The organism is Luteitalea pratensis (genome assembly GCF_001618865.1).
GTDB lineage: Bacteria > Acidobacteriota > Vicinamibacteria > Vicinamibacterales > Vicinamibacteraceae > Luteitalea > Luteitalea pratensis.
This window is the reverse complement of sequence record NZ_CP015136.1, coordinates 4,396,761-4,412,528: the sequence shown is the minus strand read 5'-3', so window position 1 is coordinate 4,412,528 and position 15,768 is coordinate 4,396,761. Positions and strand designations below refer to the sequence as shown.

Sequence of the window (15,768 nt, the reverse complement as noted above, 5' to 3'; positions counted from 1 at the left end):
GGGTCCTCGCGAGCGTCAGCGGAGCAGGGACAGGACCGCGCTGGTCGACTGGTTCGCCTGTGCCAGGGCGGCGATGCCTGACTGATTCAGGATCGAATAGCGCGTCAGGTTGGCCGACTCCTCGGCGACGTTGGCGTCGCGGATCCGGCTCTCGGCGCTCTTCGTGTTGACGATCTGGCTCTGCGCCAGGCTGATCGCGTAGCTGAGGCGATTCTGGAGCTGCCCGACCTGGCCCTGCACCACCCCCAGGTTGGTGATGGCGGTGGTCACCGTCGAGACCGCCGTCTGCGCACCGGCCTGGTTGGCGATGGTGAGTCCGGTGAGGCCGAGCGTGGTGATGTCCACGTCACCGATCGTACCGGCGACGACGCCGTTGGTGCCGTTGCTGCTGACGAACACGGAGAAGCCCTGGCTGGCGCCGGCCACGTCCAGGCGCGCCACGTTCGACTCCCGCGAGATTTCGCCGAGGACGTCCTGGAACTCCGCGTCGAGCGTGTTGCGCGAGTTGGTCGTCGTCTGGCCGGAGGCCGCCTGGGTGGCGAGCACCGCGAGGCGGTCGAGCAGCTTCGACATGTTGTCGAGGGCGCCGTCCTTGATCTGCAGGTCGGACAGGCCGTCGTTGGCGTTGCGGACGCCCTGCTGCAGCACCGCCACATCGGATCGGTAGCGGTTGGCCACCGCGAGTCCGGCGGCATCGTCGCCGGAATAGTTGATGCGATACCCGCTCGAGACGCGGGTGAGAGCCTGCCGCAGACCGATGTTGGTCTGGTACAGGTTGGCCTGCGCGTTGACCGCAGACACATTGGTGACGACCGAGAACGACGCCATAGCAGTTATTCCTCCGGGTAGGGAGCCAAGGGCTCACAAATGGAATCGGCGGCTGTGTGCGGAGCATGAGTGCGGTCTCCGCACACCGGTCGCACACCTTCGTTCACTTGCCGCAGGGCATCAATCCAACATCCGTGCCCGGTTGCTCGATGTCCGCGAAGCTGGCCCCGTGTTTGCTCCTCTCCCTGGCACCATGGAGACCACGATGCCCACACTTCGCGTTGATTGCTCGCTAATCCCAGGCGTGAATGCACCGATTACCATCGATGCGCTGCTCTCCGCGGTCGAGCCCGTCCTCGGCCAGTCGGGGCGCATAGTGACGGCGCTCCGCATCAATGGTGTCGACGAACCGGCATTCCGCGAGCGCGACATCCTCGAACGCAGCCTCGTCGGCGTGGACGAAATCGATCTCGATACGACCCCGGTCGGCCTGATGGCCCTCCAGGCCCTGGACGACGCGCTCCGTTTCCTGCCGGTACTCGCCGGTGAGGCGCGAGTCGTGGCCTCCGGCCTGCGCGGCGCGCACGTGGACGAGCCGCGCAAGGCGATCGGCGAGCTGGCCGACAACCTGGCCCTGATGGCTGCCCTCGTGCACACCGCCGACCTGTGGGCGCGGCAGGTCGGCTTGGCAGGCGGCGACTGGTTGGGGGAGGATGTGGCCGCAGTCGATCGGGTGGCGGGAGCGATCGAGGGCGCCGTGGGCGCCGAAGATTGGGTCACGGCGGCCGACGCACTGGAATACGACCTTTCGTCATCTCTCGAGGCGTGGCAGGCGCGGCTCGTCGAGGGGCGCGGACAGGTGCAGGCGCTGTTGTCGGCGCTGCCGGTCCCGGTCGCCTGATACCTCGTTGCCCGAGTTCACCACCATGTCCATCGGCCCCAGGGGGCACACCGGTCCCGCATTCGTGCCACTCGCTCGCCCTGACATGGGCGACGCCGAGTTGTCGGCCATCGCCGAGGTGCTGGCGTCGGGATGGTTGACGACGGGGCCGCGCGTGAAGGCGTTCGAGGCGGCGTTCGCGCAACACGTCGGCGCCGCGGAAGCGGTGGCCCTGAACTCCTGCACGGCGGGGCTGCACCTGGCGCTGCTCGCGAGTCACGTCGGCCCGGGCGACGAGGTGATCACCACCCCGCTCACCTTCTGCGCAACCGCCAACACAATCCTCCATGCTGGCGGCACGCCGGTGTTCGTGGACGTCGATCGCGCGACCGGCACGATGGATCCGGATGCCACGGCAGCCGCGATCACGCCGCGCACGCGTGCCATCCTGCCGGTGCACCACGCGGGGCGTCCGGCCGATCCCCTGACGTTTCGCGCGCTCGCAGATGCGGCGGGACTCAAGTTGATCGAGGACGCGGCGCATTGCGTCGACGGCGCCGTGGACGGTCGCCGCATCGGGTCGATCGCCGACGTCACCGCCTTCAGCTTCTACTCGACCAAGAACCTTGCCACCGGCGAAGGCGGGATGGTGACGACCGACTCGCCTGAGGACGCCGACTGGATGCGCGTCGCCGCGTTGCACGGCCTGTCGCGCGACGCATGGGCGCGCAACGCCCCAGGCGCGCCGGCGCAGTACGAGGTCGTGATGGCCGGGTACAAGTACAACATGATGGACCTGCAGGCCGCCCTCGGCCTGGCGCAGTTGGACCGTCTCGCCGACATGCAGGCGCAGCGCGGCCGCCTCTGGGATCGCTACGAGGCGGGGCTCGCGCACCTGCCGCTCGGGCGCCCGGCGCCCGTACCCGATACCTGGACGCACGCGCGGCACCTGTACACCGTGATGGTCGATCCCGATCGCTGCGGCTGGACCCGGGACGCGCTGCAATCTGCGCTCGGGCGTGAGGGGATCGGTACCAGCGTCCATTTCCGGGCCCTGCACCTGCACTCCTACTACGCGGAGCGCTTCTCCCTGCGCCGCGGGATGTACCCGCACGCGGAGCACCACAGCGATCACTCGCTCTCCCTGCCGTTCTGGAGCGGGATGCCCCTCGCCGACGCGGACCGCGTCGTCGAGACCCTCCAGCAGCTGCTCTCCAGGACGATGTGAGCGTGACCCGTCGTCGTCCGATCAGCGTGACTGGCACGTTTGCGCTCTTCAGGGTCGCCGCTGGACCGCGCATCGGCCACGGCCACCTGCGTCGCGCCGAGGCCCTCGCGTGTGCGCTGGGACGATCGGCGCGCGTGAGCATCCGCGGCGCTGGCGGCGCGGGAACACGACTGTCCATCGTCGCGCCGGCGGCGGCCGGAGAGACGCTCGACGCCGTTCGTCCGGCCGTCCTGATCGTGGACGACCCGCATGCGGGCCATGGAGGCGCGTGGGTTTCCGCCGCCACGCGGCGCCGGGTGCCGGTCGTCAGCCTCCACGACCTCGGCATCGCCCGTGTGCCATCGAGCCTCGCCATCGATGGCAGCGTCGTGAGTCCCTCGCGTGGATGGCCGGCTGCCTGCACGCTGCGCGGACTGCGCTATGCCGTGATCGGCCGGCCTCGCCAGGCCACGAGGCGCGGTGCCGTGCGCCGCGTGCTGGTGTCGCTCGGGGGCGGCCCGCGCGAGGCGTTGTCGCGCGCCGTCGCGGATGAAGTCATGAGACGACTGCCCGACGTCGAGGTGCTCGTCACACAGCTACAGGTGTTGCCAACCGCTGCCGGAACCCCCGCCCGCGTCCGCCGCGTCTCCGCGCCCGACGGCCTGGCACCGTGGCTGGCCCGCGTGGACGTCGCGATCGTCGGCGGCGGTGTGTCCCTGTATGAAGCCGTCGCGGCTGGCGTGCCGACGGTGGCGGTGGCGGTCGTCCCTGCGCAGCTGCCGACGATTCGTGGCTTTGCCCGCCATCACCTGACCGTTTCCGCAGGCCTCGCGACGGGCGGCGCGCACGTCGTTGCGAGGCGCGTCGCGGCACGCGTCGAGCGTATTGCGCGAAGCTCCTCGCTTCGCGAGGTCGTTCGCGACGATGGCCCGCGCCTTGTTGACGGACTGGGCGCGCGGCGAGTGGCCCAGGCGATTGTTGCCGTGTCGAAGGAGGCCCCTCGTGGGTGAGCCCACAGCTGTCGTCTTCGATCTCGACGACACCTTGTATCCCGAACGCCGCTTCGCGCTGAGCGGCTATGCGGCAGTGGCCACCGTCGTCGGCGGGGAGACCGGCATGCCGGCCGGCGTCCTGTACCGGTTCCTCGTGCGCCGCTTCAGGAAACATGGCCGCGAAGGCCTGCTGCAGGCGTTGTGCGCCGCGTTCGCCCTGTCGCCCCAGGAGGTACCGCGCCTGGTCGAGATCATTCGCACGCATGGTCCGCGGCTCCGCTTACCGCATGACTCGCGTGACGTGCTCGGCGTGCTTCGGGCGCGCGGTCACCGCCTCGGCGTGCTGACCAATGGCCTGCCGTCGACGCAGCGCGCCAAGGTGCGGGCCCTCGGGATCGACGGCCTGGTCGACGTGGTGGTCTACGCGCAGGAGCATGCCCCGGAGGGCAAGCCGGCGCACGTCTGCTTCGCGACCATCCTGGCGCGGCTCGATGTCCACGCCGCCCGCGCCGTGTTCATCGGCGACCATCCGGAGAAGGACATCGCTGGCGCGGCCGCTGCAGGGTTGCGTCCGATCTGGCTGCCAGGGCGTCGCCTCGACCCAGCGCCGCCGGCAGCCGAGGCAGTGGCCCGGAGCCTCGCCGACGTACCCGGCCTCGTCGGCCGCCTGCTGGAGGTACATCATGTCGCTGCCTGCTGACATCGCCGGTCAGTCCATTGCCGCCGGCAGCCCGATGCGCGTGATTGCGGAGATCGGGCTGAATCACATGGGCGACGCCGACGTGGCCCACCGCCTCGTCGACGCGTGTGCCGATGCGGGCGCCTGGGCGATCAAGCTGCAGGTATTCGAGGCCGACGAGCTGCTGGTGGCGGACGCGCCGGCCCCGGCGCATGTGCAGGCCACATCGCTGCGTGAATTCTTTGCGCGATTCGAGTTGCAGGCGGCGGCATATGACAGCCTGCTGCGCCACGCGAGGGAACGAGGGCTGGCCACGATTGCCACCGCGTTTGACCGCGCCTCGGTCGAGATGCTGGAGCAGATCGGGCTTGACGCCTTCAAGGTTGCCAGCGCCGACCTGACTCACGCCTTGCTCATCGAACAGGTGGCGCGAACGGGGTTGCCAGTGATCCTGTCGACGGGCATGAGCACGGAGAGCGACGTCTGGAACGCCGTCGACTGGGCAGTCGGCGCTGGCGCGCGATCGCTCGCGCTGTTGCATTGCGTGTCTGCGTACCCGACCCCTGATGCGCAGCAGAACCTTCGTGCCGTGGCCACCCTGGCGCACGAGTACAAGCTGCCGACAGGCCTCTCGGATCACGGCATGGGGGCCGACGCGGCACTGCTGGCCTACGCGCAGGGTGCGACGCTGTACGAACGGCACGTGTACCTGCCAGGCACCGACGCCATCGACGCACCCGTGTCCTCGACGCCGGACGACCTGCGCGACATCGTGCGGCGCCTGGCGCGGGCACACGACGCCATGGGAGAGGGACGCCGGGGACCAATGGAGGCCGAGCGTGCCAACATCGTCCCGAGTCGCCGCGGACTGTATGCGCGCCGTGCCATCGTGGCTGGTCAGGTCATCGAAGAAGCGGACGTGGCCGCCCTGCGTCCCGTCGGCTCCCTTGGCGCCGAGTACGCGCGCGTCCTGATCGGCTGCCGCGCGCCCCGCGACATGGCGGCGGGATCGCCGTTCGAGCCCCTCGATCTCGGCACGCGCCGTCCCGGAGGCCTCGCATGATCAGACCCAATGTCGTGGTCACGGCGGCGTCGCGCCGGGTGGCACTCGTCCGCGCGCTCCAGGGCGCGCTGGCACGGTTAACGCCACACGGACGGGTCGTCGCGACCGACATCGATGCCTTCTCGCCAGCCGTTCACATCGCCGATGCCGCCGAGGCAGTGCCGCGCAGCGATCATCCCGACTACGTGACGGCGCTTCTCGAGGTGTGCGACGCGCACGACGCCGGCATCCTCGTCCCCACGATCGACGACGAGCTCGAGACGATCGCCGCGGCTGCCGATCGCTTCGCCGCGGCTGGCGTGGTGGTGATGGGGCCAGGGGTCGAGACGGCGCGGGTCTGCCGAGACAAGTTGCGGACGGCGGCGCACCTCCAACGCCATGGCATCCGCGTGGCCGCGACGTGGTCGCCTGCGCAGGTGCGCGATCTCGAGCTGGGGCCGCCGTTGTTCATCAAACCGCGTTGCGGACGGGGCAGCGTCGGCGCCTTCCCGATCCGCACCCGGGATCAGCTCCGCTTCTTCCTGCAATACGTAGCCGATCCGGTCGTGCAGGAGTACCTCGAAGGCCCGGAGTTCACCATCGACCTGTTCTGCGACATGCACGGCCGGCCGATCTCCGCGGTGCCGCGCGAGCGGCTGGTGATCAGAGCGGGCGTTACCGACCGGGGTCGAACGGTGCGCAGCCGCGACCTGATGGATCTTGCGGTGCGCTGCGCCGCGGTGCTGCCGTTCCGCGGCGCCGTCAACGTGCAGTGCCGCGTCGTCGACGGCACGCCAGTGATCTTCGAAATCAATCCGCGGTTCAGCGGCGGGATCCAGCTGACGGTGGCCGCCGGCGCCGATTTCGCGGAGTGGACGATCCGCGTCGCCCGCGGCGAATCGTTGCGCCCGCACCTCGGTGAGTTCACCGACGCGCTTCGCATGAGCAGCTACGAGACGTCGCTCTTCCTGACCGCCGCCGCCGCGCAGGTGCTGAGCCGACGTGACCATGCAATGACTGGAGAAGATCGGTGACAGGTCTGGCGAGCACGGTAATCATCCTGCAGGCACGCATGGGATCGCAGCGCCTGCCAGGCAAGGTCCTGGCACCGGTGCTCCGGTGGCCACTCGCCGAGTACTGCGTCCGACGCCTGGCGTCGGCCGGTGTCGGTCCCGTTGTCGTCGCCACGACGACCGCGACCGAGGATCGGCCTGTCGTTGCACTCGGCGCGCAACTCGGCGCGCGTGCCTGGACAGGACCCACCAACGACGTGCTCGCGCGCTTTGCGCAGGTGGCCGAGCAATACCCGGAGGCACGCTACGTGCTACGGGCGACGGCGGACAATCCGTTTGTCGACGTGGCCGGGTGCGCGAGAATTCTCAAGGTGCTGTCCGACGGTGCCGATTATGCCGTCGAGGTAGCGCTGCCGTTGGGCGCAGCGGTGGAGGGCGTCCGGCGGGATGTGCTGCTGCGGGCACAGCGGGAAGCCGCCACCGCGTACGACCGGGAACACGTGACGCCCTGGGTCAAACGGGCCGACGACGTCGTACGCGTGGTACCGCTGGCCCCAGACGATGTGCGCGCGCCCGACTTGCGACTCACCGTGGATACTCCCGACGACCTCGCCTACGTCCGGCGCCTCGCCGCCGACCTCGAGCACCACGGCCTCGACCCGCGCGTGGCGGGTTTGGTGGACGTGATCGCGGCTGCCCGGCGGCTCGTGAGGCGGGCGGTCGCATGATCCGCGTCACTCGACTCGACGGCACCGGGCTGCTGGTGAACATCGACCAGATCACGTGGATCGAGTTCAATCCCGATACCGTCATCGCGCTGGCCAACGGCGAGAAGCTGCTGGTGCGCGACACGCCCGACGACATCGTGCGCCGGGTGCAGGAATACAAGCGCGGCCTGGGCCTGCCACCCGTGCGGGACAGGCGTGGGGAGGCCACGGCGCTGCGCGCCGTGGAGTAGCCCATGGCCGCCCGCGCGCCGCGTTCCTACGACATGTTGTCGCTCATCGGGCTGCCGCTCGGTGTCGCGATGATTGTCGGCGGTCACGTCGCCGAGGGCGGCAAGCTGGGGTCGCTGCTACAGGGTGCCGCGGCGCTGATCGTGTTCGGCGGCACGCTCGGTGCGGTGCTCCTCAGTCATCCGCGTCGTGACGTGACGGAAGCGTGGCGCAGCCTCCGCCACGTGTTCGTGGACGACCTGCCGCCTGCTGGCCAGGTCCTTGAGGCGATCGGGCGGCTGGCGGTCAAGGCACGCAAGGACGGCATCCTGTCGCTCGAGGACGAACTGGACTCGCTGAGCGATCCGTTCATGCGTCGCGGCCTGCGGCTTGCCGTCGATGGCACCAATCCGACCACGCTGAGACACATGCTCGAGGCCGAGAACGACGGCCGCGAAGAGTACGAGGAGGCGCCGGCGCGCGTCTACGAAGCGGCTGGTGGTTACGCCCCCACCGTCGGCATCCTCGGTGCGGTGCTCGGGCTGATCCACGTGATGGAGAACCTGAGCGACCCGAGCAAGCTCGGCGCGGGCATCGCTGTCGCCTTCGTGGCCACCGTCTATGGCGTCGGCTCGGCCAATCTGATCCTGCTGCCGGTTGCTGCAAAGCTGCGTAGTCGCGCACTGCGACGGGCGCGGCGCCGCGAGGTGATCCTCGAAGGTGTGCTCGCCATCCAGGAAGGGCAGAACCCGCGGCTGATCGACCAGAAGTTGCGGGGCCTGCTTGCAGCCGAGGAGGCCTCGCCCCCGGCGGGCGCACGGCGGAGGGCCGCATGAGCGCGCGCCGGTCCCGCCGGCGCATGCATCAGGCGCATACGGCGAGCCACGAACGCTGGCTGGTGTCGTACGCGGACTTCATCACGCTGCTCTTTGCCTTCTTCACCACGATGTATGCGATATCCACGGTCGACGCGCGCAAGCTGACGACGATGGTGGACTCGATGCAGGAAGCGTTCGACTCCAGGGGTATCGATGTCGCCGCACCGAAGACGACGGCGCCTCGTCCCGTCACGCCCACTGCGCCCAGCCTGACCACCGAACAGCGCGAGCGGGCCCTCGCGCAGCGCCTACGCGAGCGGCTTGCGGGCAGTGCCGTAGACATCGAGATCGATCATCGGGGCGTCGTCGTGTCGATGCGTGAAGCCGGCAGCTTCCCGACCGGCAGCGCCGACCTGTCGGCCGTGGCGCGCGACGTCCTCAGGGAGTTGGCGGCCACGCTCGGCGGCGACAGTGCCGTGGCCTTGCGCGTCGAAGGCCACACCGACGACGTGCCGATCCAGACCGGGCGGTTCCGGTCGAACTGGGAACTGTCCACGGCGAGGGCAACCTCAGTCGTCACGTATCTGGTGGAGCAGGTCGGTGTGGCGCCGCGCCGGCTGTCGGCGGCCGGTTACGGCGAGTTCCATCCACGCGTCGCCAACGCGAGCGACGCCGACCGCGCGCGCAATCGGCGTGTCGACGTCATCATCCTGAACGAGGAGACGGCCGCCGCCGAAGAGCCCGGCTCACGCGCGCCCGCCGCGGGCGGAGAGGCGGGCACGCGGTCGACGATGCCAAGCGGCCGCGTGTTCGCCGGCTAGCGGCGAACAAGAGCACCTCGGCACCCGGCACCCGGTACCCGGCACCCGGTACCCGGTACCCGGTACCCGGTACCCGGTACCCCGTACCCCGTATCCGGCACCCGTTCGGCGATCCCCCGTCCCCGGTTAAGATCGCGACGCGCATGCGCATCGCGCTCCTCCAGCTCAACCCCATCGTCGGAGCCCTCGACGCCAACGCCTCCCGAATCGAAGCGGCAGTTCGTGCCGTGCAGGGTCGGGTTGATGTCTGCGTCACGCCAGAGATGGCCCTCACGGGATATCCGCCACGGGACCTGCTGCTCGTGCCAGGGTTCATCGCGCACGCCCAGGAGGTCGCCTCGCGATTGGCGAGCGTCCTCGCGTCTGGTCCGGACGTCCTGCTCGGGATGCCCATCCCATCCGGGGTGGAGCCCGGCCGGCCGCTGCTCAACGCCGCTGTGCACCTGCGAGGCGGGACAGTGGGGCAGTCGTTCGCGAAGACGTTGCTGCCGACCTACGACGTGTTCGACGAAGACCGCTACTTCGAGCCCGGCCGAACGGTCGGCGCAGTCGCGATCGGGAATTGCCGGGCCGCGGTGAGCATCTGCGAGGACGTCTGGAACGATCCCGACGTGTGGACGACGCGGCGGTACGGTGGCGATCCCGTCGCCGCGCTGCGCGATCTCGCGACGCCGGTCATGCTGAACATGTCGGCATCGCCCTACGCACAGGGCAAGCTCGCCCAGCGCGAGCAACTGCTGGCCCACCTCGCGCGCAAGTACGGCGTCTGGGCTTTCTATGCCAACCAGGTGGGGGCCAACGACGACCTGATCTTCGACGGACGCAGCCTCGCATTTGCGCCTGACGGAACCTGCGTGGCGCGCGCGGCAGCCTTTGCCGAGGACACGCTCATCGTCGACACCGGAGCGCCCTACGGCGGCGTCGACCCGTGGGACGAGGCCGTCGAGGCGGAAGTGTTCGCGGCGCTGGTCCTCGGCGTCCGCGACTACGCGCGCAAGTGCGGCTTCACGCGGGCGCTGCTCGGCCTCTCGGGCGGCATCGACTCCGCGCTGACGGCGGTGATTGCCGTCGAGGCGCTCGGCCGCGACAACGTCACGGGCGTGCTGATGCCGTCGCCCTTCTCGAGTGCAGGCAGCCTGACCGATGCCGAGCAACTCGCCGCCGCCATCGGCATCGGGACCCACACCCTGCCGATCGCCCCCGTGATGAACGCCTTCGACGATGTGCTGGCCGGGCCCTTCGCGGCGCGTCCGGCCGATGTGACCGAGGAGAACCTGCAGGCGCGCATCCGCGGCACACTCCTCATGGCATTGTCGAACAAGACCGGCGACCTGCTGCTGACGACCGGCAACAAGTCCGAACTGGCGACGGGCTACTGCACGTTGTATGGCGACATGAACGGTGCGCTCGCGGTCATCGCCGACGTGTACAAGACGCTCGTCTATCGTCTCGCACACTGGGTCAACCGTGGTGGCGTGGTGATTCCCGCGTCCACGATCGACAAGGCGCCCTCTGCGGAATTGCGTCCGAACCAGACCGACCAGGACAGCCTGCCGCCATACGACCTGCTCGATGCCATGCTGGTGCGACACGTGGAGCAGTGCGCCGATGGACCGACGCTCGTCGCCGAGGGCTTCGATCCCACGATGGTGCACCAGGTGGTGCACCTGGTGCGGATCTCGGAGTTCAAACGCAAGCAGGCTGCGCCGGTGCTGAAGGTGACGCCGCGGGCCTTCGGCACCGGCTGGCGGATGCCGATTGCACGCGGGACATGGGACCAGGCCTGATCGCGCTCTTCGGCGCGGGATCGTTCGGCCGACAGGGATTGGCTGCCCTGGCCGCGGCGGGACTCCGCGCCACCTGCGTCTTCGACAACGACGCCTCCCGGTGGGGCAGCGAGATCGACGGCGTGCCGGTGCGCGAGCCGTCGCGCGAGGCCTTTGCCGACATCGCCGTCGTGTGGTTGACGTCGATGTATGCGCCTGCCATCGCCAGGCAACTGGTCGACCTCGGCATCGCCTCCCGCGTCGTGACCAGCCTCGACCAGGTGCGCGCCGCCGTCGTGCCGACGCAGCCGCGTCCCGCGCCCTCGCCGGCACCACGGCCCCGGCCGACTCCTCGACTCACTCACGCATCCGGTGAGACGGCCGTCGAGATCGTGCTCGCCGACCGCGGCTGGATTCTCGAGCGGTGCGCACGCGAACTCGAGTCGAGACTGTCTTACGCGAGGATCGTCGACGCGCCCACGGGGCGGGCGCGTCTGACCTACTACGTGAATTACTCGGCGATGCCTGCGGCCAGGGGCGGCGCCGGACTGGAGGCCGCATTCTTCACCCACGTCGAAGACGATGTGCCGGCGGCGGCCGATCGCTTCTTCGAGGCGGGCCGTCGCGTCGACGTCGCCCTCTGCATGGCGGCACGATACGCGACGCGCCTGCGTGAGGCGGGAGCGCGAGACGTGCGCCTGGTGACGCCCGGCGTCGACCTCGATCGCTTCCAGCCCCGCGTCCGCATCGGCGTCGCCGGCCGGGCCTACCACACGGGCCGGAAGGGCGAGGCGCTCGTCGCAGCAGTCATGGACGAACCCGGTATCGAATGGCACTTCACCGGAAGCGGCTGGCCTCGACCTGGCCGTCACGTCGCCGACGCGGACCTGCCGGCCTTCTACCGCGAGATGGACTACATCCTCGTGCCGGCACGGTACGAGGGTGGCCCGATGTCGGTGCTCGAGGCACTCGCGAGCGGTGTGGAGGTCATTGCACCCGACGTCGGCTTCGTCGACGAGTACCCGCACATCGCGTACGAGCGCGACGACCCCAATGACCTGCGGCGGGTGCTGCGTGAACTGGTGGGACGACGCCAGGGCCTGCGGCAGTCGGTGGCGCACCGCACCTGGGATGCCTGGGCCGCCGATCACGACCGCATCTTCGGTGAACTGCTGGCGTCGGCGTCACGGCTGGGTCCACCGTCGGCGACGGTGGACGCCGCCGAACCCGCCACGGCGAGCACGCCGCGGCTGCGGGTGCTGCTGGCGCTTCATGCCCCGGAGACGATCGCTCCCACGGGCGGTCCATCGATCCGCGTCCGGCAGATGCAGCAGGCGCTGGCAGGCTTCGGTATTGACGCCGATGTCGCGACCAGCGAATGTCCCCACGTCAACGGGTACGATGTCGTCCACGCGTTCAATGTGTGGGAGCCGGAATCGGCGCGTCTTCAGCTCGCGCACGTCCGTGCGGCGGGCGTCCCCATTGTCTTCTCGCCGATCCTGCTCGACCTGTTCGAGGGCCTCTGGTCGCAGCGGACGATCCTGCCGGTGTTCCGGGCCGGACACACGCCCGATGTCGTCGAACGCGAACTCGCCCGGCTGCACGCCACGCCGATGGACGACCGGCGCGCGCTCGGCGCGGCGCTTTCGCCAGCATGGGAGGCATGGCCTGCGACGGTACGCGAGATCACGAGTCTCGCCGATCACCTGCTGGTGTTGAGCACGCGCGAAATCGACCTGCTCGATCAGTTCGGCGCGTTGACTCGCCCCTGTACACTCGTGCACAACGGGGTCGACCTGGACTGGCGTGCCGACGACGGCGGGGCGGCCTTCCGCGAGCATCTCGGTATCGGTGAATACGTGTTGTGTGTGGGTCGTGTCGAGCCGCGCAAGAACCAGTTGCTTCTGGCCCATGCGCTGCGCGAGACGGGACTCGATCTCGTACTGATCGGCGACACGCCCAAGCCTGACTATCAGATGCTCGTCCAGGCCGCGGGGGGCTCGCGTGTGCATTTCGTGCCGCGGATTGTGCATGACGACCCGCTATTGGCGTCCGCGCTGGCCGGCGCACGGGTGTTTGCGCTTCCGAGCTGGAGCGAGGGCATGCCGCTCTCTGCACTCGAGGCCGCGTCTGCCGGTGCCTCGCTGGTCCTCAGCGATCGGTCCGGGGAACGCGAATCGCTCGGGCCGCTGGCGCGCTATTGCGATCCGTCGGACTGGCGAGACATCCGCCGCGCGGTGCTCGACGCGTGGCACGACCGGGACGGCGGCTCACGAGCCCGCGACATGCGGGCCTGGATCGCCCGCGCCCTCACATGGCAACACGCGGCGCGGGATACCGCACGCGCGTACGGCACGGCGCTGGCGGCTCGAGGCATCGATGCCGGCGGCTGGACGCCGCCACCACGGCGCGCGCTGGAAATCGGCAGTGGCTCCGCGCCGCTCCCGGATCACGAGCACCTCGATGCGCGTGCCGACCTGCCGGGTGTGGACCACGTGGCCGACATCCGCTCGCCGCTCCCGTTCCCGGACGCGACGTTCGACCACGTCTCGTCGCGTAATTGCCTCGAGCACGTGCCGTGGCGTGAGGTGGACTCCGTGCTACGCGAATGGGCGCGCATCCTCAAGCCGCACGGGACGCTCGACCTGTGGACGCCTGACTTCGAGTATCTCTGCCGGCAGTACCTGGAGGGCCGTGCCGACACGCATCTCGAGAGGGCACTGCGCGACGATGCGGCCCGGGCGCTGGCAGGCTACGACGCGTCCGCGTGGGCGATGGTCAAGATGTTCGGTGGCCAGGACTACCCGGAGAACTTCCACGGCGCCGTGCTCGACGAAACGCTCGTGACACGACTGCTCGCCGCCGCGGGCTTCGAACGCGTCACGCGACAAGAGCCGGGCTGGGGACTGCGGATTTCGGCTCGTCGCGCCCTGCGTCCCGTCGGTCTGGCTTCGGTGCCGCCCCCCGACGAGTCGGGCGCCTGGATACCGACGCTGCTCTGGGATGGACCGTTCTTCAACACGACGGGATATGCCGCGCACAGTCGCTACCTGACGCGAGCCCTCGCGTCCGGCGGGCTCTCCGTGCAGTTGTGCACGCGCGACGACGTGCCGGCGGTGCGCGCGCAGATGCTGGCGCCGGAAGCACCTGACGTCGAGCGCTGGCAGCGCCTGCTTCGTCGCGTCAGCCGCCGCGACGTGCACGTCAGTTTCTACACGCCAACCGACTGGTCAGGCGCCAGTGTGTTCCGTCAGCGTCGGGAGGAGCATCCAGGCTACCGCGCGTATGTGGGCCTGACGCATTTCGAGTGCGACCCACTACCTGTCGGCTGGGCTGATGCCTGCGCCGAGCTCGATGAACTCTGGGTGCCCAGCCGGTTCGTGCGCGATCTGTTCCTGGACGCGGGCCTGTCGCCGGATCGTATCCATGTGCTGCCGACAGGCATCGACGCGGCGCGTTTCGATCCGGGCCGCGTCACACCGTTGCCGATCGCGGGTCGACGCGGCTTCGTGTTCCTCGCCACGTTCGACTGGTCCCTCAGGAAGGGTTGGGACGTGCTCGTCGAGGCCTATGCGCGTGCGTTCACCGCAGCTGACGATGTGTGCCTCGTCCTGCGCACGTCGAGCCGCCGCAAAGAGAACGTGACGGCGGAGATCGATACTCTGTTGGCCTCGATCGGCCGGACGCACGACGAGATCCCGCCGATCATCATGCTGCCCGATGCACTCACGGACGCGGAGATGGTGCGGCTCTATCGGGCTGCGGCCGTGTTCGTGCTGCCGACGCGAGGCGAGGGACTCGGCCTGCCCTTCATGGAGGCGATGGCCTCCGGTGTGCCGGTGATCGCGACCCGCTGGAGCGGGCACCTGGACTTCGTCACCGACGAGACCGGGTGGCTCATCGACGTGGACGCCATCGTGCCGGTGGATGCGGCGCAGGCGGCACGTAGCCCGTTCTACCGCACGTCCCAGCGCTGGGCGGAGCCGTCGGTCGGCCATACCGCTGCCCTGATGCGGCAGGCTTTCGATCACCCCGAGGAGGCGCGTCGCAAGGGCGCCGCCGCGCGCGCGTCGATCGCCTCGACATGGTTTCCGGAGCGCACGGCACGCTGGGTCCGGGAGCGACTCCAGGTACTGGCGCCGGATGCAGACGAGGCGCTCAGGCGCGGCCGTCGCGCCGAAGCGGATGGCCAGCACGAGCGCGCCCTGGAGGCGTACCTCGTCGCTGCGCGGGCACGGCGCGGCTGGCACGAGCCTGTCTACAATCGCGCGTCCCTGCTCGCGCGCTTGAACAAGCGCCCGCATGCCCGTCGCCTCTTCGAGTCCATCGTCGAGACACCGGACACAACGCTTCGCGCGGGTGTCCGGTTCCATCTTGGCGAGTTGGCGATGCAGGAAGGATTGCCCGAGGTGGCCGCGCCACATTTTCACGCGTCCCTCGCGACGACGCCGGACCATCGCGCGGCGCAGGCCTGGCTGGCGCTGATCGAGGCCCGGACGGAGGAGCAGGCCGGCAGGTTGGAACAGGCCATCGCCGCGTACGAACGTGCGTGTAGCTACCGCGCTGGCTGGACACTCGCCCGATACAACCTCGCCTCCGTGCTGGCGCGGGCCGGCCGCGTCGACGACGCCGTGCTGCACTTCGCGCGGGTGGCGAGGGAAGCGTCCTCTGCCGACCTGCGCAGCGGCAGCCACTTCCACCTCGCGCGCCTCATGGCGGGGCGAGGTGACATCGAGTCCGCTCGTCGCCACCTGGCGCTTGTGCTCGGCGAAGTGCCGGATCATGCCGGTGCGCGCGCCCTCGAGGCACGTCTCGACTCGCAGTCCTGAACTGCGCCCGCGTGGAGC

The 15,768-nt window shown here is 69.6% G+C and carries 13 protein-coding genes; 12 read left to right on the top strand and 1 reads right to left on the bottom strand.

Annotation, left to right across the window (positions count from 1 at the left end):
* Positions 1-15: 15 nt before the first annotated feature.
* Complete coding sequence (locus LuPra_RS18090) at positions 16-828, bottom strand: flagellin N-terminal helical domain-containing protein (RefSeq protein WP_110172041.1); 813 nt, start codon at positions 826-828, stop codon at positions 16-18.
* Positions 829-1,072: 244 nt separating this feature from the next.
* On the opposite strand from LuPra_RS18090, the gene LuPra_RS18085 reads away from it, so the two are divergent.
* The 12 genes from LuPra_RS18085 (at position 1,073) to LuPra_RS18030 (ending at position 15,750) form a co-directional block, all read left to right on the top strand.
* Positions 1,073-1,669, top strand: coding sequence for a hypothetical protein (locus LuPra_RS18085; protein ID WP_110172040.1), 597 nt, complete (start codon positions 1,073-1,075; stop codon positions 1,667-1,669).
* Between the two features lie 25 nt (positions 1,670-1,694).
* Positions 1,695-2,876 (top strand): DegT/DnrJ/EryC1/StrS family aminotransferase, encoded by a 1,182-nt coding sequence (locus tag LuPra_RS18080; protein WP_110174759.1) that lies wholly within the window; start codon positions 1,695-1,697, stop codon positions 2,874-2,876.
* 2 nt (positions 2,877-2,878) lie between these two features.
* Positions 2,879-3,865, top strand: a complete 987-nt coding sequence (locus tag LuPra_RS18075) for a hypothetical protein (protein ID WP_157899353.1) — start codon at positions 2,879-2,881, stop codon at positions 3,863-3,865.
* Positions 3,858-4,547 carry an HAD family hydrolase gene (locus tag LuPra_RS18070; protein ID WP_157899352.1) on the top strand — a complete coding sequence of 230 codons (690 nt, stop codon included), beginning with the start codon at positions 3,858-3,860 and terminating at the stop codon, positions 4,545-4,547. Before LuPra_RS18075 ends, LuPra_RS18070 begins: the two co-directional genes overlap by 8 nt.
* Positions 4,531-5,589 carry an N-acetylneuraminate synthase family protein gene (locus tag LuPra_RS18065; protein WP_157899351.1) on the top strand — a complete coding sequence of 353 codons (1,059 nt, stop codon included), beginning with the start codon at positions 4,531-4,533 and terminating at the stop codon, positions 5,587-5,589. Before LuPra_RS18070 ends, LuPra_RS18065 begins: the two co-directional genes overlap by 17 nt.
* Positions 5,586-6,602, top strand: coding sequence for an ATP-grasp domain-containing protein (locus LuPra_RS18060; RefSeq protein ID WP_110172036.1), 1,017 nt, complete (start codon positions 5,586-5,588; stop codon positions 6,600-6,602). Before LuPra_RS18065 ends, LuPra_RS18060 begins: the two co-directional genes overlap by 4 nt.
* A complete protein-coding gene (locus LuPra_RS18055) occupies positions 6,599-7,309 on the top strand; it encodes a cytidylyltransferase domain-containing protein (RefSeq protein ID WP_110172035.1) in 711 nt (236 codons plus the stop codon). The genes LuPra_RS18060 and LuPra_RS18055 overlap by 4 nt, the downstream gene beginning before the upstream one ends.
* Entirely contained in the window at positions 7,306-7,539 is a 234-nt protein-coding gene (locus tag LuPra_RS18050; RefSeq protein WP_110172034.1) for a flagellar FlbD family protein, read from the top strand. The genes LuPra_RS18055 and LuPra_RS18050 overlap by 4 nt, the downstream gene beginning before the upstream one ends.
* A 3-nt stretch (positions 7,540-7,542) precedes the next feature.
* Positions 7,543-8,352 (top strand): flagellar motor protein, encoded by an 810-nt coding sequence (locus LuPra_RS18045; RefSeq protein WP_110172033.1) that lies wholly within the window; start codon positions 7,543-7,545, stop codon positions 8,350-8,352.
* Positions 8,349-9,155 (top strand): flagellar motor protein MotB, encoded by an 807-nt coding sequence (locus LuPra_RS18040; RefSeq protein ID WP_110172032.1) that lies wholly within the window; start codon positions 8,349-8,351, stop codon positions 9,153-9,155. Before LuPra_RS18045 ends, LuPra_RS18040 begins: the two co-directional genes overlap by 4 nt.
* 143 nt (positions 9,156-9,298) lie before the next feature.
* Complete coding sequence (locus LuPra_RS18035) at positions 9,299-10,942, top strand: NAD+ synthase (RefSeq protein WP_201792156.1); 1,644 nt, start codon at positions 9,299-9,301, stop codon at positions 10,940-10,942.
* Positions 10,927-15,750, top strand: coding sequence for a glycosyltransferase (locus tag LuPra_RS18030; RefSeq protein ID WP_110172030.1), 4,824 nt, complete (start codon positions 10,927-10,929; stop codon positions 15,748-15,750). The genes LuPra_RS18035 and LuPra_RS18030 overlap by 16 nt, the downstream gene beginning before the upstream one ends.
* Positions 15,751-15,768 lie beyond the last annotated feature (18 nt).